The following is a 17,602-nucleotide window of genomic DNA, read 5'->3' as shown; positions in this document are numbered from 1 at the left end:
CGGTTCCGTCGTTGGATGCCCCCAATGTTCGGGGGACAAGCTCGCGGAACAGGAGCCTACACCGATGACCCGGATCGACGCTCAGGGCAGTGACGCCGGTTGCATGGATCTCTATCTCCGCGAGATCCGCAAGGATACGCTGTTGACCGCCACCGAGGAGTGCGAGCTGGCCGGGGCCATCGCCGCCGGAGACCGCGACGCCCGATCCCGGATGATCCGGGCCAATCTCCGGCTCGTCGTGAAGATCGCACGTGATTACACCGGTCGAGGGATGACCCTGGAGGACCTGATCGGCGAGGGGAACCTGGGCCTGATCCGCGCCTCCGAGGAATTCGACCCGAATTTCGGCACCCGGTTCAGCACCTACGCCAGCTACTGGATCAAGCAGGCGATCCGCCACGCCCTGACCAACACCACCGCCACCATCCGCCTGCCGGCCCACATGGTGACCCTCCTCTCGAAGTGGCGCAAGGCCGAGCGGGCCCTGTCTCGAGAACTCGGGCGGACTCCGACCTTCGATGAGATCGCCGTCACCCTGGGCCTGACCGACGCCCAGCGCGTCCTGGTCGAGCGGGCTCGCCAGGCCAGCCAGCTTCGCCTGGAGGGAGGCGACGACGAGAACGGCTGGTCGCCCGACGAGGCCAGCGACGACCGAGATGGTCCCGATGCCGCGCTCGAGGCCGCCGACGAACGCCGCGAACTCCTCGGTCGGCTCGACCGGCTCGACGATCGCGAGCGGACCATCATCACACTCCGATTCGGCCTCAATGGCGACAACCCCATGACCCTCAAAGAAGTTGGGCGACGCCTCGGGGTGACTCGCGAGTGGGTCCGCAAGATCGAGGTCCGCGCCATCAAGAAGATGGACGACAACCCTCCCGCCTCCCCGGCCCAACGCCAGCGCCGCCGCCCCCTGCCCCTGGCCGTCGCCTACCAGACGGCCTGAAGTTCCAGTAGCCCAGTCCTCTTGGGGCTTGCGAGATCAGATCGACCTCGACGGTGATTGTCGAAGGGAAGGGCCTCGATCAGGGCGATGCGGCCAATCGATCCCAATTGAGTCAGGGGTAGGCATTCCGCTAGTGGGAGATGGTTCGACGAGGAACCCGGTCGCCGAGGCGTGAGGCCCGGCCCATTCGAGGATTCTCCGGCGCGGCCTCCGGAACTGGGGGTTGACCGGATCGCGGCGACCCGGCCACAATCCCGGCCTCGGCAGGGAGATCGACCAGGATGGCCCCGGTCCTCCCGGCGGATTTCCCGGGGGAGTCGGCAGGGATGCCCGATCGCCGCGTCCTGATCGCCCTGATCTCGCTGGCCATCGTTTCGAGAGCGGCCGCGGTCCTGGTCCTCCAGAGCCACACGGTCCCACACAGCACCTATGAGCACGGCGAGATCGCGGCCAACCTGCTGGCGGGCCGAGGGTTCTCGGTCCACTTCCTCGGCGCGGACGGGCCGACCTCGCAACAGGCACCACTCTACCCGACACTGGTGGCGGGAGCCTACGCGATCAGCGGCGTCGGGACCGCTCGATCGCTCCTGATCCTGGAACTGGGCCAGGCCGTTCTCGGTGGCCTGATGGTCGGATTCGTGGTCATGCTCGCGGTCGAGTTGGCCCCTCGACGACCTTGGGTCGCGTCCGGGGCCGGCCTGATCGCGGCCTTGCACCCGACGCTGGTCTACTCGGCCACGCATGTCCAGGTGGTTTCCCTGGCGGCCACGCTCCTGGCGGCCTGCCTGGCCTGGGCCTATCGGGCGGGACGGACGGGTCTGGTACGCGACTCGGTCTTCGCGGGGATTTTCCTCGGCCTGCTGGCCCTGTCCGACCCGATCCTGGGCCTGGTCGCGCCGGGAATGGCCTGGGCGATCGCGATCGGCCAGGGGTTCCGGCGCTCGATCCGCCCGGTCGGGTTGGTCGGGGTGACGGCCGCCCTCTGCATCGCGCCTTGGATGATCCGGAATGCCCGGGTCCACGGCGAGTTCGTGCCGATCAAGAGTTCGTTCGGTTACGCCTTCTGGCAAGGGAACATCGCCCTGAGCCGGGGGACCGACAAGGTCGTCCGGGCCTCGGTCGAGGAGGCCCTGGCCCGCAAGCCGGGGGGGCTCCGCGAGTGGAATGAGTCGCTCTGGAAGGCCCGGCACGCCGCGGGATATATCGACGACATCGCCCTGACCCAGGAGGACTACCGGGAACTCGGGTCGGTCTCCGAGCCCGAGCGCTCGCGGAAGCTCTTCCGTCGGGCCCTAGCCGAACTCCGCGACGAGCCCGGCCGCTATCCCCGGCTCTGCCTCCGTCGGCTCCGCTACTTCCTCCTCTTCGACGAGACCAACCCCAAGACCCGGAGCCTGATCTACCGGGCCAGCCACCTCGGACTGACCGCCCTGGCGGCCCTCGGCCTGATCCTGGCCAGGCCGGAGATCCGGCGACGCCTCGGGCCGACCCTGCTCACGGCCGCCCTGATCGCGACCTTCCACGCCCTGACGATCGTCTCGGCGAGATTCCACCTGCCCATCGAACCCCTGATGGGTCTCTGGGCCGCGGCGGGCCTGTCGAGGTGGGAATCGGCGGATGTCGAGTCGCGGGCGTGATCCTTCACATTCTCAAATAAAGGCCATCTTTCTCCATGCCCCTGACGAACAGGAGATTGATCGCGAAATAGGCGAGGAATCCCGCCGCGACGAACCATCCGGGCGAGTCTCCCGGGACGAAGGGCTTGATCGCGCCGGCGACCAGGCCATGCAGGACATATGCGGCCAGGGCATTCCGGCCGAAGGCCCGGAAGATGGGCGATTGGAAATTCCATCGATCGCAGAGCACGACGAACAGGGCGTAAGTCGCGAGGGAGAATCCGGCCGCGAAGGTCAGATAGGAGACGCTCCCGGTTCGCTGGCTCATCGACCAGAGTCCCACCGGCCCGACTGGCGGGACGAATGGCCAGGGGACGGAGGGACCGGCCAGACTCGACAGGGCCTGGCCCACGCCCATCAATGCGACCGACCAGCCGACGAGAATCCAGACACCGCCTTTCCCTCGCTTCGAGACGACGTCGAATGCGAGCGAACCGATCAAAAGCGGGATCGACCAAGTCAGGAATCCGGCCGGTCCCCCGTCAATGACCGGACGGTTCCAGGCCCAATCGAAATAGAACCAGCGCGAAAGCCCGAGGTGCAGCCCGGCCGACGCGATCAGGAAGGCGACTCGAACCAGGGGGCCGGAGGCGATCACAGGGAGCACCCAGATCGAGGCCAGCGCGATGTGCACGAGCGTCTGGAAGACGGATCGCTGGAACGCCATCGACGCAAAACCGGCGAAGCCCAGACTCCTGACTTCCTCCCAGGTCTTGAAATTGCCATCGAGGTGGTACAGGACGAAGCCCAGCAAGATCAGCCCGAGATTCCGCCGGAACACCGCCACCGACGCCGCCCGGATCCCGATGCTGGAAACTCTCCGGAGGAACGTCAACCGGTAGGCGAATCCGACCGCGAAGAAGAACTGCGGCATGATCGTATCGGCGTAACTGCAATAAGTATTGTGATGCTTCAAGACGGCGGGGACGACCTGGTAGCCGCCCAGGAAGTTCACCAGCAACATACCGACGACGGTGTAGCCGCGGAACTGGTCGAGCGAGGCCAGGCGACCGGCCAGACTCTGGGCCTCGGGCTGACTAGGGCCTTTCTCGTCCATCACGCCCTGAACCTCGGTTGAGACCTGTCCATGATCATTTGACTCTCGCACAATATGAGGTGGTTTCCCAGGATCATGGCAAGCCCGCCGGGCGGATCATGATTTTACGCGTCAGAGAGCTTGAGCGAAGCGCTCGCTTCTTGCAAGCCTCCGGGATTCCGAGGGAGGTGTCGGATTCCTCGGAATCATGACCAGGCGATAGCCCCAGGATCTCGGTCGGGTTAGGATGGCCGCATGGACCATCCCACCCCAACCAATTCCGATGTCAATACGCTTCCCGATGACGCGTCGACCGCGATGGCGACCGGGAAGGGCTCCGAACGTCTCGACCCTTATCGGCTCACCTCCGACGCGATCCAGGAGCCTCCGACCTCGCTGGGCCGGGCCTTGCGGGAGGTCGGTCCGGGCTTGATCCTGGCCGGTTCGATCGTGGGGACGGGCGAGCTGATCGCCACGACCGGCCTGGGGGCGGCCCATGGCTATACCTTGCTCTGGTTCATCCTGCTGAGCTGCGTGATCAAGGTCTTCGTCCAGACCGAACTCGGTCGATACGCGATCACCCACGGCAAGACGACCCTGGCCGCGTTCGACACCCTTCCGGGGCCTCGCCTGGGGACCTCGTGGATGGGGTGGCTCTGGCTGATCATGATGCTGACGACCCAGGCGCAGATCGCCGCCATGGAGGGGCTTGTCGGCCAGGCCGGGCACATGGCCTTTCCGGGCGGCACGACGTGGGTCGCGGGTTGGGCCGGGCGGGTCGTCCCCGGTTGGGGGACTTACCTCGAGTCGCACCCCGAGCACTTCTGGTCCACCCTGACCGCGCTGGTCGCAATCGCCCTGCTGCTCTCGGGGGGATATCGGCGGCTGGAGAAGATCACGACGATCCTGGTCGCGCTGGTGACCCTGATGACCCTGGCCTGCGTGCTGGGGCTGCCCTGGACGGATTATCCGATCCACTGGGGTCAACTGAGTCATGGGTTCGACCTGGCGCTGCCCGCCACCGGGGTCGCCCTGGCGGTCTCGACCTTCGGGATCACGGGGGTCGGGGCCAGCGAGTTGTTCGCCTATCCTTATTGGTGCATCGAGAAGGGATATGCCCGGTCGACCGGGCCTCGCTCGGACGACGAGGGCTGGGCTCGCCGAGCCCGGGGGTGGCTGCGGGTCATGCAGCTCGACGCCTGGGTCAGCATGGTCGTCTTCACCGTGGCGACTGTCGCGTTCTACCTGCTCGGTGCCGCCGTGCTGCAGCCTCAAGGGCTCGTGCCGAAGGGGGCCGGGATGATCGAGGTCCTGGCGAGCATGTACGTCGGACCGCTCGGGGTCTGGACGCGGGAGGTCTTCCTGCTCGGAGCCTGGGCGGTCCTGTTCAAGACGCTATATGTGGCCACGGCGGCCAACAGCCGCTTGACGACCGACTTCCTGGACCTCGCCGGGATCTGGACCCACTCCACCCCGGCGGCGCGCGACCGGACGACCCGGGCCTTCTGTGTCATCTATCCCCTGATGGCCCTCGGCCTCTATTTCGCCTTCCGCGAGCCGAAGGGCCTGGTCGCGGTCGGGGGCTATGCCCAGGCGATGATGCTCCCGCTGATCGCCGGGGCGACCCTCTACCTCGGCCGACGCGATGCCGATCGCCGGGTCCTGTCCAGCTTCCCGACCGAAGCCATCACCTGGCTGGCCTTCTTCGCAATCACGGCGGTGGCCCTCTACAGCGCCTGGCACGACCTGCTCGGGCCCCTGCTCTGGCCTAGCCGTTGAGGGGCGGCGTCCTCGATGATCACTCATCGAGGAATAGGAGTAACATCGCCACTGTGACCGGACCAATTCCAGTATGAAGTCAGGCGTTGAGTCGCGATCGCTTATAGCGTAGACCAGCGAAGACCAACCGGATCGACCAACTGGCCGAGTTTGGGTAACCGACGGAGATTACGGCTTGATAGAGCCCAGCTTTGGGGGCGCATTCGATCCCGAGTACGTCCTGACCGCTCCGGTCTCCATAGCCAACATTTCTGGTCGAAAACTCGCGGACGTCCGAGAAGGTGAGTAAAAGTTCCGGATCGGGATACTCGTGATAGTTAGGATTTGGCTGGATTAGTTTTAGCCTGACTTCGCCCGAAGTGAGGTCGACGGAGATGCTATCGACGAGGTTCTCGTGCTGCATAGTCTCGCGTATGAAGCCGACAACTTTGTCGAACATCCGGAATCTCAGCAAGAGGTTGGGGTCCGCTTCTGGGTCCGTTCTGGACACTCGGCGGGCCGGGCGAGTTGAGCCGGCCAGGGTGCCGATCCGGTCGAAAATCCCGGATCGATCCCCTGCCCTCTTCGAGCGGCCCGTGGCTCAATTCGAAGCCGGTGCCTGGAAGAGGAGCTTCCCGTAATCCTCGAAACGGTGGAAGTTCGGCTGGGTCAGCGGGGCGGAACTCATCAGGATCGGATCGGTGTTCTCGGGGCCGTAATAGTCGTAGCGGCAGAGGGCGAACGTCCAGCTCGATCCCGGCTCGGGACGCTCGACGGTCGGCCCGAAGGCGGTCCAGGGAATCTTCCCCTCGACGATCCAGCCCTTGGTCTCGTCCTCCGGGCCGGTGGCCAGGGCGACGGCCGTCATGCCCAGCGGCTTCCTGGCATCAAAGGGCGTGACCGCATTGAGCCTCCCCACGAACGCGGCCTCGAAGCGGACCGAGTTCGGGTTGACCTGGAACTCGAAGTATTCAGGTCGATCCTTGCTGGGCTTGAAGAACAGTTCGAAGACGTCGCCGTTCCAGAGGTGATCGTTCTGTCGGGTCCCGAAGGCCCGAAGGTCGGCGTCGGTCATCACCGACGAGAAATAGAGCGCATCGTGGTCCCAGACGAGTCGGGCCTTGGTGGCGTGATCCGGGCCGGGTTCGGTCTTCTTCCAGAAGGACGGGAAGCGGTCGATCACGGCGGCGGCCTTCCAGGCGGGATCATCCAGCTTGCCGTCGATCTTCGGGGGCTGCACGGCCCAGCGGCATTCCGCCTCGCGGGTCACGGGCGGATCCTCGGCCCGAGCGACTTCGCCGGCCGTCGTCAGCAAGAACGCGAGACCGAGACCGAACCTGGCGTATCGAACGTGGTTCGTCATGAGCTGAGTCCTGGGTGAAAGGTTCGATGCAGAGAGAAGGCCGGAAGCATCAGCCCTCCTGCGCGAAGGGCTCGACCGGAGTTTTGTGGATCGTCGGCGCCCCCTGGGCCTGAAGGGCGTCGATCTCGGCCTGGATGGCGTCGATCGCCCCTCGGGTGTTGAGGACTTCGAGTTCGGTCTCGGCGACGAAGGGCCCGCCGGGAGCCAGGGGGATGACCCGCCCTCGTGCTTCCTCGAAGGGCCGGGGGTTGGGGAAGTTGGTCGCGGGCTCCAGCCCGGTCACGTAGCCTTCGGCCAGCCCTCGGGTGTTCTTCCAGAGGGTGAAGCAGGGGAGCTGCGACTTCCGAAACCGGAGGACGACCGCCTTGTCGACCTCGGGAGCCCGGAGCATGGCGAGGGTCCGACCGTCGGGACCATCCCCTCGGAGCTGGATCAGATAGACCTCCTCGGCCGAGCCGGGGCGAGGAGGGCCGTAGGTCCCCCAATGACCGATCGCGTTGGCCGCCGGGGCGTCGCGGGGGACCAGCGTCTCGACCGGCGCCGAGAAGGTCGACCCTTCGGCGAGGAACGGCGGGCCGAAGTTCCAGTGGTAGAGGAGCTGCATCGAGCCGGGGGACTCGGCCATGTTGGTGAACTCGTCGCGGACGACCAGCCGGTTCGAGCCCGGGACGGTGGTGATCCGGGTGGTCATCTCGATCTGGGTGTGGAAGATCGTCGACTCGGCCACCCGCCCCTCGATGGTGATCGCGTGGGGCGGGTCCTCGTCGACGTGGACGGCGACGAAGTGGGCCGGGATGTTGGCGATCCGACCGTGAAGGCCGGTCAGGACGTGGCGACTGGTCGAGCCATCGGGGCCGGGGACCGCGACCTCGAAGGGCGCCCCGTTGCTCTCCAGACCGCAGCGGACGCAGAATTCGTCGAAGCCATCGAGCCATCCCAGCCCGCCCCGGTCGGTCGGGTGGATGAAGGCCGGGTTGACCGGCCCGTCGAGGACCGGGGAGGCCCATCCCAGCGCGTCGCCCTGGCAGAATCCCTTCCAGAGCCCCATCCCTCGGGTCGGTACGATCGCCACCGAGAGCGAACCGTTGTCGAGGTGGAGCAAGTCGACCCCCTCGCGACGCCCCCCCCGGAGGGTCCGCTTGGTCACCGACCAATCATGGGGCGAAGTCAATCCGAGGTCGCCCGGGGTCAGCTTGAAGCCATCGGTCCAGAGGTCGCGTGAGAGGTCGGTCAGGGTGAACGAAGGCATGCGGTCCTCGGAGGCTGGGGCGTGGGTCGTCGGCCCGGCTCGGGCGAGGGGTTCGCGACCGTCGTCAGCATAAGCCCGGCCTGGCCACAAAGCTAGCTGGGGCCCGTCGCGGATCGGCCGGGAGGATCGCGGGGCCGACGAGACAGGCCCCGCGAATGTGGACCGACGCCAGTCATTTCGCCCCGGCGTTCTCGAGCATGAAGGCCATCTGGGTCATGGCCGCGAGCTTGAGGTCGAGATCGGGGATCGCCTCGATGACGCCCTCGGCTTGGGCGAGGTCGCCGCGCTGGACGAGCATCGCCACGAGTGATCCGTAGGCCGAGTGCTTTCGCGTCATCGCCCCCATCCGGACGAGCTTGGGGTCGTCGTCCGGCAATTCGCGGATCAGCTTCAGCGCGACCTCGGGGCCGTCCAGCAGGCCGCGAATCGTGATGGATCGATCTCGCTGTTCGAGCTGTTCCATCCCCGGCATCGACTCCAGGTCGGGATCGATGAAGGTATCGATCGAGATCGCGTTCAATCGCTGGGTTGGGCCAAGCTTGACATCCTTCGGCACCTCGGCCTCGGACACGGCCAACTCTTCGCGAAGGGAGGCCCGGTAACCCTCGATATCGCCGACCTTGCGATGGGCCTCGGCGATGCCCCGCAAGGCGTTCAGCTTCTCGCTCTTAGGATAGGAACGGATCGCACCGGCCGAGGCGCCGGCGCCGGCCAGATCGCCCGCGTTGATCCTCGCGGAGACGATCATCGCCAGCGATCGCGAGCGGCGAGGCTCGGGCAGCTTCACGACCAGGGGCTCGACCTCGTCCAGGACGGCCAGGGCGGCGGCCTTGTCGCCGAGGCGTGCCCGTTCTCGCCCGATGACCATCAGGGCGACCGACTTCTCTCCCACGTCGCGAATGGCCCGGGCCGCGTCGAGGGCCTCGCGGAATTCGGCCTCGACGTTCGAGCGATCGCCCGCCTCGGCCCGTTCGCGGGCGATCAGGGCGATCGCGACCGGACGAATCGCGTCGTAGAAGCCGTCGCTCGGGCCGGGGAAGTCCTCGCAATGGACGGCGGGAATCGCCTCGGCCGTCTTCCGGGCGCCGGCGAAGTCTCCGGCCTTGGCCTGCAAGTGAGCGACCCGCGCGAGCGTTCTCGCCCGCTCAACGGGGGCATCGACCCGGCTCAAAGCCTCGGCAAACCGGGGCAGGTCGCGTCGGGCTGTTTCCAGATCTGTAATCTTGTAGATGTCGGCGCCGATCGAGACTTTGAGCCAGCCCGGCCCGTACCAGCCAGCCCGGTTGTCGTATTCGGTCATCTCCCGGACGAGACCGTCAAGGGTTGACTTGAGCCTTGCCGGGTTCAAGGTGGCGAGCGTCACAAGGGCCCCGTCGAGGTCGCCCGACCGGGCCAGCGCCATCGAGACGCCGCCCCGGGCTGCTTCCTTCTCCTCGGGCGTGGCGGCCCCGTCGGCGAGCTTGCGGGCGCGGTCGATCAGGTCGCGAGCCCCGGCCGGGTCGCCCGCCTTGTACGTCTCGCCGGCCAGGTAGCCGAGGTACGTCGCCCGCAAGCCCGCCGGCTCGTCCTTCAGGCATTCTCCCGTCCGGCGAAGCAAGCGGAGGGCTTCGTCGCGGTCGCCGAGCTCGAGTCGCTCTTGAGCCAAGATCCCCAACAATTCGGCCAGGACGAGATTGTTGCTGACATGTTCGACCCGCATCAACATGTTCTTGTCCCCCTCGACCGGGGCGACTCGCGATGGCTCGGAGGGCTTGTTCTCCCAGTCGTCGACGAGCTTCGTCATCCGGTCGAGCATCGCGCGGGCGATGTCCGTTTCTCCCTCGGCGCGGAGGGCCCGGGGGATGTCGATGAGGGAATTGATCCGGTCCTGGTCCTTCTCGGCGTCCTGAAACTCTTCCTTCTCGATCGCCTCAAATGCCCTCTTGAGGGTCCCCACGCCGGCCTCGCGATCGCCGAGCTTGATCTGGACCCCTGCGAAGGCTTCCAGGGCGTTGATCCGGGACGCTTCCCGCTCCCGAGGCCCGCGGAGAGCCTCCAGTTGCGCGACGGCCTTGCGGGCCATCGCGCGTTTGGCGTCGAGTTCATTCAGCGTTTCGGCGCGCGATCCCAGCGCCAGGGTCGCCACCAGGGCAATCGCCCCCACCACGCCGAGTCCTTCCGGCATGCTCAGCTTCATCGATCGGTCCTCCAGATTGAGAATGCAACGGACGCGGGTCAGCATCGGCCCGTCGGCCATGGCCATCGCGGGGCGGAGCCTCCGCCCCGGCGTCGCCAGCGAGACGAGCATTTCCGCATACGCCCTCGGACACCCCACGCGATCGACCACGAGCCGATCGCAACACAACTCCCTCTCCAGACGCACCCAGGACGACAGCCACCACGTCGCCGGGTGGAAGAACAGCAGCGATTCCACGACCCGCTGGGCCAGGTTCACGAGGTTGTCCCACCTCCGCAGATGGGCCAATTCGTGCAGTAGCACCATCTCGACCTGATCGAGCCCCCAGCCGCCCAGGGCCGCCGGGGGCAGCAGGATCATCGGCTTCACGATCCCCACGAGTACCGGAGCGGCGATCCGGTCGCACACCCTCACCGCCACCCGCTGCGCGATCCCGAGCGAGGCCGCCAGTTCGTCCACGAGGGCGGCGATCGGCCCCTCATGAATCGGGCGGCTCGAACGCCGGAGGCCATCGACCCCGACCAGCCCGGTGGCCAGCAGCGCGAGCGTCGAGAGTGATCCCGCCATCCACAACCACGGCAAGTAAGGCACCAGGGCCTCGACCCGAGTCGGGGCCGCAACACCCCGATGTTCCGCGAGCGAGGGGAGACCCGCTAGCCGTGATGATGGCCCTGCAGCATCCCGGATGACGGGAACCGCCCTCGACGGCGCGACCGATGCCGATGGTCCGGCGATCTTTGCGGGCGGCTCGTACAGGATCGCGAAGAGTGCGACCGGAGAGGCGATCAGGAGCATCAGCGCCACCAGTGCAACGGCGTATCGGATTTCGGGGCGGGCCGACCGCAGCGTGAGGCGGGCGATCGCCGCCATCAACCCGATCAGGGTGCCAACCCAGACGAGATGGATCATCGTCCAGCCCGAGGCCATCCACACGGTCGACGAAGGGGTCAGCATGCGTAGCCTCCCTTCGTCTTCGGCTTCCTGGCGGGCGTTCCGGGCTCGGGACGTTGCAGGAGATCGAGGATCTCGGCCCGCTCCCGGTCGTCGAGCGTGCCGTCCTCGATCAGGTGGGCGACGAGACGGCGAGCCGAGCCGTCGAAGACGTGGCTGACGAGCTTGCCGACCAGGCCGGAGGCGGTCGCCTGCCGGGTCGAGACGGCCGACCACGCATAGCCGCGAGGGCCATCCTCGCGGGCGACGAGCCCCTTGGTATGCATCGTCTTGAGCATCGTGGCCACGGTGGTCATGGCCGCCGGCCGGAGGTCCTGCACCGCCGTATGGATCTGGCCCAGCCCGGCCGGTCCGATCTCCCACAGGATCTTCAAAAGCTCCAACTCGCCATCGGTGGGCTGCTTGCTCGGAGGCCGGGCCATAATGAAATCCTTCCGGGTAGTGAGGCGTCCCTGTGTTTCGTTTTCTATAGAAATAGAAGTAAAACGTCAAGGCCAGGGGCCGGGTGCCAAGAATCTGCGGGCACACCCGGCTCGGTCGAGTTCCGACGACTCTCGGTTTCGACCGAGCCCGGACAAATTTGCTCCGCTCGTCGATGGTTTTTTCGCCACGAATCCCCGCCAGGCAATCGATCCCAATTCGCAAACCATTTCACAAAAACCAGTTAAAAATTACTCAACCGGAGGCACGTCGTTTGTTTATGGCCCGTCCTGCCAGCCGGAAGGTTTCGAAGGCCCGGACCTCGGAATGTCTCCGAAGCGGGCGCCGGGCCTGCTCGAAGGAAGCCGATCCATCATGAGTCCAAGTCGATTCGATCCGGGGGACCGCCTTCGCCCCGGCTTCACGCTGATCGAACTGCTGGTGGTCATCGCGATCATCGCGGTCCTGATCGCCCTGCTCCTCCCCGCGGTCCAGGCGGCTCGAGAGGCCGCCCGCAATCTGCAATGCAAGAACAACCTCAAGCAGATCGCCCTGGCCGCACACAACTATCATGATACAAACGATTGTTTCCCGGCGGCGAGGCCGTCCAATTCCCCGCAGTACGGCCACATGGTCACGCTCATGCCGTTCCTGGAGCAGGGCGTCCTCACCAACGCGTTCAACGTCTCGCTCCCCGGCGGGTTTGCTGACCCTGGGAACCAGACGGTGGCGAAGACGAACCTTTCCGTCCTGCTCTGCCCTTCGAATCCGAACCAGAAGACCATCGAGCTGCGCAAGTCCAGCCGGACCGGGAAGGAGTACGGGGCGCCCATCACGGACGCCAACGGCACCATCATGACGGGTTGGGTCTGCGACTACTGGTGCAACCACGCCATCAGCGCGGCGACTTACTCCCTGGTCAGCGGCGGCACGATCACCCCCGAGCCGATCCTGAAAGGGACCCCGCCCAGGATGGCGATGGTCACCGACGGCCTCTCGAATACCACCCTGTTCCTGGAACACGCCGGCTACGACAAGCACTATGTGAAGGGCGTGGGCTGGCCGATGCCGGACACGGACCTGACGCTCGACCAGCCCGGCGCCTGGGGGGCGTGGCTGGGGTGGTGCGCGTTCATGGTCCAGGGGTATTCGAACGGGTCTTACCAGCCGAACGCGTCGAGCCAACCCTCCGGGACCGCGTGCGCCATCAACTGCAACAACTCGCAGGGCGTCTTCGGCTTCCACCCCGCGGGGGCGAACGTCGCGATGGGCGACGGGAGCGTCCGGATGTTCTCGCAGAGCATGTCCGTCGCCACGCTGATGCACCTGGTGACGCGCAACAGCGGCGAGGTGATCAGTGCCGACGAGTATTGAGAGGCCGATGCTCCTGGCCGTGAGCCTGCTGATGCTTATCGGATGTGGTGAGGCCGAGCCGTGCTCCCTGTCGGGGACGGTCCTCGTCGACGATGTTCCGGCGGAAGGCGTCTACCTCGTGTTCGATGCCGTCGCCAACTCGGACCCGCGACCGGATTCCGAAACGACACGATCGGGCGAAGGGGGCCGGTTCACGCTCAAGGTCGACAAGCCGGGAGAGTGGACCCTCACCGCATTCTGGCCGAAGGTGACGCAAAAAGACGGCGATACCATCGAGGGAGCCGATCAATTCGGGGGCTCCTATCGCGACAAGAGCCGCCCGGTCTCGACATTGACGATTCATCGAGGAGAAAACGAGATCCAACCGATCTCGCTGAAGCCTCCCACGTCCGCGAACGGACGGAATCGCGGCCGCCATTGACGCGATGATCGCCATCCGGCGCAGCTCCGGCCAAAGTCGGATTCTTCAACGCTCGACGATGCACACCTCCGAGTGAATTCCATGACCAAAGAAATGATCACGCGTACCTTCGTCACCCTGGCTGTCGTCTTCGGGCTCGCGTCATCGGTCCTTGCGGCCGACCCGCCCCTGGTCCGGTCCGCGAAGTCGGGGGATTGGTCCGTGAAGGAGACCTGGGACCAGGGCCGAGTCCCGAAGGCCGGCGACCGGGTTGTCATCCGGGCCGGGCACCACATCAACTACGATGTCGCCTCCGAGGAGGTCATCCGCCTGGTCCAGATCGCCGGGACCCTGGAGTTCGCCCGCGATCGGGACACCCGACTGGAGGTCGGCCTGATCACGATCCGGGCCGACGAGGAACCGCTGGAAGAAGGCTTCGACTGTCACGCGTCGATGGCCGATCCGCGAGGGGAGGCCCCGCGTCCCTCGCTGCTGGTGGGCCGCCCCGGCTCGCCGATCCCTGCGGAATTCTCGGCCCTGATCCGCCTCCATTACCTCGAAGGGATGGACCGGCTTTCCTGCCCGGCCATCGTCTGCTGCGGCGGACGGATGGAGTTTCACGGGGCCCCGATGGGGCAGACCTGGCTGAAATTGAAGAAGACCGCCGAGTCGGGGGCAACCTCGGCCTACCTCGACGAGTGGCCCGAAGGTTGGAAGCAAGGCGACCAGGTCATCGTCACGGGCACTCATCGACAGCGCGACCGCGCCGGATCGGCCTCGGACTTCCTCGCGGGTGCCCAGACCGAGGAGAGGCGGATCATCGGCCTGGCCCCTCGCGACTTCACCGGAGGGTACGCCGTGAAGCTGGATCGGCCCCTCGCGTTCTCCCATCATGCCGAGGGGAACTTCCGGGCCGAGGTGGCCAACCTCAGCCGGAACGTGGTGGTCGAGTCGGCCGACCCGGACGGGGTCCGCGGCCACACCATGTACCACCGGAAGTCGGCCGGTTCGATCGCCTACGCCGAGTTCCGGCACCTGGGCAAGCGGGACGAGAAGGGTCGCTACAGCATCCATTTCCACATGGTCGGCGATACCATGAGGGGCACCTCGGTCATCGGGGCGTCGATCTGGGATAGCCACAACCGATGGATCACGATCCACGGGACCCAGGACCTGGTGGTCCGGGATTGCGTGGGCTACAAGAGCGTGGGCCACGGCTATTTCCTGGAGAATGGGACCGAGGTCAACAACATCCTCGATCACAACCTGGCCGCGCTCGTCCTTCCCGGGAAGCCCCAGGTCGACCAGGAAGTGTCGTTCGACCTCAATCGAGGGGCCGGCTTCTGGTGGGCGAATAGCCAGAACAGCTTCACCCGGAATGTGGCCGCCGAGTGCGCCGAGTATGGCTATCGGTTCGACTCCAAGAAGACCGAAAGCTACGACCCGATCCGCCCGATCCTCCAGCCGGACGGCTCGCTCAAGAAGCAGGACACGCGGATCCTTCCGTTCGTCCGATTCGAAGACAACGAGGCCCACACCATGAAGTTCTTCTGCCTGAACCTCCGCGGGGTGACCCGGCCCGAGGTGGGGCTGGACCTCTACGCCCAGAACGAGAGCCTGACCCGCGAGGCCGCCGATGCCATGCCAGCGCCGGGATATCCGTTCTGGATCAGGAACTTCCGAGGGTGGGAGGCCAACTGGGCCACCCACTTCGGGACCGCCGGGGTCTTCCTCGACGGCCTGGAGGTCACCCGGTCGGACGTCGGGATCTGGCGGTCGATCATGGACCGATCCGGCTTCCGCCGCCTGTCGATGTCCGAGATGAGGGTCAACGACATCCACAACCCGATCGGGATGGGCTACGCCCCCTCGAAGGACGAGTCCGCCCAGGGGGCGTTCCGGGGAACGTCCAGCTTCCGGGACGACCTGCCGCCGACGACGGTCATCACGTCCGCGATCCGGGACGGGAACCTCATCCGAGTCCGGGGCTCGGTCGCCGATGCGAGCGACATCAAGAGGGTGATGGTCAACGGCCAGGCCGCGAGGTCGACGCGCGGTTCCTTCGCCGAGTGGGAAATCACCCTGGAATACCTCTCGGAGTCGTCGTTCGAGGTCACGGCCTTCGCCGAGGATGTCTTGGGTCATCGCGAGCCGGAACCGCACACGATCCGGGTGGATTGACCGGGAGCGACCGTCCCGCTTGCCCGACCCGGAGGACGCCGGCCGGGCGAATCCGTTTGACTCGCCGGGTCGGTCGTCTTACGTTGAACAACGGTCGTGCGACGCCCGTTCGCACCGCGACTCCCACCTTTCGCCCCCGCTTGAAGGAGGTCCGCCGATGGCAGAGGCACCGAATCGCCCGGTCTCGGGCGTCTCGCGACGCAATTTCGTCAAGACCGTCGGCTCGGCCGCGTTGGCCGTCACGAGCCCGCTGATCCTGCCATCCTGGGCCCGAGCCGACGAGTCGGCCTCGGTGGTCGGCCCGACCCCGAAAGCCCCCGCCGAGACCGCCGTCTCCCGATTCTTCGCGACGCTCAAGGACGAACAGCGCAAGGAGATCTGCTTCCCCTTCGACCACCCCAAGCGGTCGGAGGTCCAGAACAACTGGGCGATCGTCAAGCCCTCGATCGACGACATGACCACCGAGCAGCAGGCCCTCTGCCAGGAAATCTTCAAGGGCCTTTGCAGCGATGAAGGCTACGAGCGGTTCACCAAGCAGATGGACGACGACGCCGGCGGCCTCAAGAACTACCACGTCGCGGTCTTCGGGGAGCCGGGGACCGACAAGCCCTTCGAGTGGGTCCTGACCGGCCGCCACAACACCCTCCGCGCCGACGGGAACAGCGTCGAAGGGGCCGCCTTCGGCGGGCCGATCTTCTACGGCCACGACGCCACCGGCTCGGGCAACGACGACGCCCAGCACACCGACAACGTCTGGTGGTATCAGGGAAAGCAAGCCAACGCGATCTTCGCGACCCTGGACGACAAGGAGAAGGCCCGGGCCCTCATCACCAAGGCCGAGCCCGACGCCCCTCGCTCGATCAAGCTCCAGGGCGAGCGATCCGAGGCCCCCGGCCTGCCCGTCGCCGAACTCGACGGCCAGCAGAAGCAGATGGTCCAGAAGCTCCTGAAGGACCTCACCAGCCCCTTCCGGGCCTTCGACGTCGAGGAGGTCAACGAATGCCTCAAGGAGAACGGCGGAGCCGACAAGCTCCGACTGACCTACTACAAGGACGGCGACATCGGCGGCGACCAGGTCTGGGACATCTGGAAGCTGGAAGGCCCCGCCTTCGCCTGGTACTTCCACGGATCGCCGCACGTCCACACCTGGGTGAACATCGCCCGCAAGGCGTAAGCCATCGCTGACCGATCGGCCCGGCCGTACTCGTCGACGGCCGGGCCGATTCATGTCCGGTCGTCGATCGGAGCAAATGCATGTCCATCAGCCTGCACCCGACCACACCAGCCGAATCCGAGGCTGATCCGAATGGCCCAACTTACCGACTGAGTGTGGAGCAATACCACCGGATGAAACGCGAAGGCATCTTGACCAAGGATGACCGCGTGGAATTGCGGGAGGGGCTCATCCATCGCAAAACTCCCTCGACCGATTCCCCCTTTTACCCCTTGAGCGTCGAGCAGTATCACAGGATGACCGAGACGGGCATCCTCACGAAACATGACCGAGTCGAACTCCTGGAAGGATGGCTCGTCGCCAAGATGGGCAAGAATCAGCCTCACGTCGTCTCCGCGACGCTGACCTTTCGCGCCATATCAGGACTTCTCCCGGCCGGTTGGTTCGCCACCAAGGAAGATCCGGTCAACGCGTCCGATAGCGAACCGGAACCGGACATCATGATCGTCCGAGGCGACATCCGAGATTACACCGCTCGAGCTCCCGAAAACCGAGATGTCGCCCTGGTGGTGGAAGTGTCCGAATCGAGCCTGCTTCGAGACAGTTCCCTCAAAAAGCGGCTCTACGCGCGGTCAAGCTTCCCGGTCTACTGGCTCATCAACTTCGTCTCGAACCGGGTCGAGGTCTATACCGACCCTTCGGGACCAACCGAAAAGCCCGACTATCTCCATCGCCAGGATTACGGCCCGACCGAGTTGACCCCCCTCAGGATCGAGGGGCAAGAGATCGGGCGGATCGCCGTCCGCGACCTGCTTCCTTGATCCTGGAAGTCAAGTCGATCCAACAAACGAACGAATCATGCGGCTTGATCGTCCTGGCGTTCCGTCCCGGTAAGTTC

Annotated in this window: 13 protein-coding genes; 8 read left to right on the top strand and 5 right to left on the bottom strand. The window is 65.9% G+C overall.

Annotated elements, in window-relative coordinates:
* Positions 1 to 64 precede the first annotated feature (64 nt).
* Both P12x_RS01760 and P12x_RS01755 read left to right on the top strand, forming a co-directional pair.
* Positions 65 to 946 (top strand): sigma-70 family RNA polymerase sigma factor, encoded by an 882-nt coding sequence (locus P12x_RS01760; RefSeq protein WP_435009102.1) that lies wholly within the window; start codon positions 65 to 67, stop codon positions 944 to 946.
* 326 nt (positions 947 to 1,272) lie between these two features.
* Positions 1,273 to 2,583 (top strand): hypothetical protein, encoded by a 1,311-nt coding sequence (locus P12x_RS01755; RefSeq protein WP_435009101.1) that lies wholly within the window; start codon positions 1,273 to 1,275, stop codon positions 2,581 to 2,583.
* A gap of 4 nt (positions 2,584 to 2,587) precedes the next feature.
* On the opposite strand, the gene P12x_RS01750 is transcribed toward P12x_RS01755, so the two are convergent.
* Complete coding sequence (locus tag P12x_RS01750) at positions 2,588 to 3,679, bottom strand: hypothetical protein (RefSeq protein WP_435009100.1); 1,092 nt, start codon at positions 3,677 to 3,679, stop codon at positions 2,588 to 2,590.
* 234 nt (positions 3,680 to 3,913) lie between these two features.
* Here P12x_RS01750 and P12x_RS01745 point away from each other — a divergent pair, with 234 nt between their 5' ends.
* Positions 3,914 to 5,437, top strand: coding sequence for an Nramp family divalent metal transporter (locus P12x_RS01745; protein WP_435009099.1), 1,524 nt, complete (start codon positions 3,914 to 3,916; stop codon positions 5,435 to 5,437).
* Between the two features lie 580 nt (positions 5,438 to 6,017).
* Here the strand turns inward: P12x_RS01745 and P12x_RS01740 are convergent.
* From P12x_RS01740 to P12x_RS01725, 4 genes are all read right to left on the bottom strand, one after another.
* Positions 6,018 to 6,779: a carbohydrate-binding family 9-like protein gene (locus P12x_RS01740; RefSeq protein ID WP_435009098.1), complete on the bottom strand. Its 762-nt coding sequence runs from the start codon at positions 6,777 to 6,779 to the stop codon at positions 6,018 to 6,020.
* A gap of 49 nt (positions 6,780 to 6,828) precedes the next feature.
* Positions 6,829 to 8,028, bottom strand: coding sequence for an aldose 1-epimerase family protein (locus P12x_RS01735; protein WP_435009097.1), 1,200 nt, complete (start codon positions 8,026 to 8,028; stop codon positions 6,829 to 6,831).
* Between the two features lie 172 nt (positions 8,029 to 8,200).
* Positions 8,201 to 11,158: a M56 family metallopeptidase gene (locus P12x_RS01730; protein ID WP_435009096.1), complete on the bottom strand. Its 2,958-nt coding sequence runs from the start codon at positions 11,156 to 11,158 to the stop codon at positions 8,201 to 8,203.
* Complete coding sequence (locus P12x_RS01725) at positions 11,152 to 11,577, bottom strand: BlaI/MecI/CopY family transcriptional regulator (protein WP_435009095.1); 426 nt, start codon at positions 11,575 to 11,577, stop codon at positions 11,152 to 11,154. Before P12x_RS01725 ends, P12x_RS01730 begins: the two co-directional genes overlap by 7 nt.
* Positions 11,578 to 11,950: 373 nt before the next feature.
* On the opposite strand from P12x_RS01725, the gene P12x_RS01720 reads away from it, so the two are divergent.
* The 5 genes from P12x_RS01720 (at position 11,951) to P12x_RS01700 (ending at position 17,525) form a co-directional block, all read left to right on the top strand.
* The gene (locus P12x_RS01720) at positions 11,951 to 12,949 is read left to right on the top strand and encodes a DUF1559 domain-containing protein (protein ID WP_435009094.1); all 999 of its coding nucleotides are present in this window, start codon (positions 11,951 to 11,953) and stop codon (positions 12,947 to 12,949) included.
* Positions 12,933 to 13,370 (top strand): hypothetical protein, encoded by a 438-nt coding sequence (locus tag P12x_RS01715; RefSeq protein ID WP_435009093.1) that lies wholly within the window; start codon positions 12,933 to 12,935, stop codon positions 13,368 to 13,370. The genes P12x_RS01720 and P12x_RS01715 overlap by 17 nt, the downstream gene beginning before the upstream one ends.
* 81 nt (positions 13,371 to 13,451) lie before the next feature.
* Complete coding sequence (locus tag P12x_RS01710; RefSeq protein WP_435009092.1) at positions 13,452 to 15,530, top strand: G8 domain-containing protein; 2,079 nt, start codon at positions 13,452 to 13,454, stop codon at positions 15,528 to 15,530.
* Positions 15,531 to 15,687: 157 nt separating this feature from the next.
* The gene (locus P12x_RS01705) at positions 15,688 to 16,704 is read left to right on the top strand and encodes a DUF3500 domain-containing protein (RefSeq protein WP_435009091.1); all 1,017 of its coding nucleotides are present in this window, start codon (positions 15,688 to 15,690) and stop codon (positions 16,702 to 16,704) included.
* 80 nt (positions 16,705 to 16,784) lie between these two features.
* Positions 16,785 to 17,525 (top strand): Uma2 family endonuclease, encoded by a 741-nt coding sequence (locus P12x_RS01700; protein ID WP_435009090.1) that lies wholly within the window; start codon positions 16,785 to 16,787, stop codon positions 17,523 to 17,525.
* Positions 17,526 to 17,602: the final 77 nt, after the last annotated feature.

It is taken from the genome of Tundrisphaera lichenicola, assembly GCF_051175385.1.
In the GTDB taxonomy this organism is placed as follows: Bacteria; Planctomycetota; Planctomycetia; order Isosphaerales; family Isosphaeraceae; genus Tundrisphaera; species Tundrisphaera lichenicola.
Note: the sequence above shows the minus strand (reverse complement) of the source record. Positions and strands in the feature narration are given on the sequence as shown.

What these genes read in the sequence shown, in the direction of transcription:
- P12x_RS01735 (WP_435009097.1), bottom strand. Translation starts at nt 8,028, where the DNA reads ATGCCTTCGTTCACCCTGACCGACCTCTCACGCGACCTCTGGACCGAT.
- P12x_RS01725 (WP_435009095.1), bottom strand. Translation starts at nt 11,577, where the DNA reads ATGGCCCGGCCTCCGAGCAAGCAGCCCACCGATGGCGAGTTGGAGCTT.
- P12x_RS01760 (WP_435009102.1), top strand. Translation starts at nt 65, where the DNA reads ATGACCCGGATCGACGCTCAGGGCAGTGACGCCGGTTGCATGGATCTC.
- P12x_RS01700 (WP_435009090.1), top strand. Translation starts at nt 16,785, where the DNA reads ATGTCCATCAGCCTGCACCCGACCACACCAGCCGAATCCGAGGCTGAT.
- P12x_RS01750 (WP_435009100.1), bottom strand. Translation starts at nt 3,679, where the DNA reads ATGGACGAGAAAGGCCCTAGTCAGCCCGAGGCCCAGAGTCTGGCCGGT.
- P12x_RS01705 (WP_435009091.1), top strand. Translation starts at nt 15,688, where the DNA reads ATGGCAGAGGCACCGAATCGCCCGGTCTCGGGCGTCTCGCGACGCAAT.
- P12x_RS01720 (WP_435009094.1), top strand. Translation starts at nt 11,951, where the DNA reads ATGAGTCCAAGTCGATTCGATCCGGGGGACCGCCTTCGCCCCGGCTTC.
- P12x_RS01740 (WP_435009098.1), bottom strand. Translation starts at nt 6,779, where the DNA reads ATGACGAACCACGTTCGATACGCCAGGTTCGGTCTCGGTCTCGCGTTC.
- P12x_RS01745 (WP_435009099.1), top strand. Translation starts at nt 3,914, where the DNA reads ATGGACCATCCCACCCCAACCAATTCCGATGTCAATACGCTTCCCGAT.
- P12x_RS01710 (WP_435009092.1), top strand. Translation starts at nt 13,452, where the DNA reads ATGACCAAAGAAATGATCACGCGTACCTTCGTCACCCTGGCTGTCGTC.
- P12x_RS01730 (WP_435009096.1), bottom strand. Translation starts at nt 11,158, where the DNA reads ATGCTGACCCCTTCGTCGACCGTGTGGATGGCCTCGGGCTGGACGATG.
- P12x_RS01755 (WP_435009101.1), top strand. Translation starts at nt 1,273, where the DNA reads ATGCCCGATCGCCGCGTCCTGATCGCCCTGATCTCGCTGGCCATCGTT.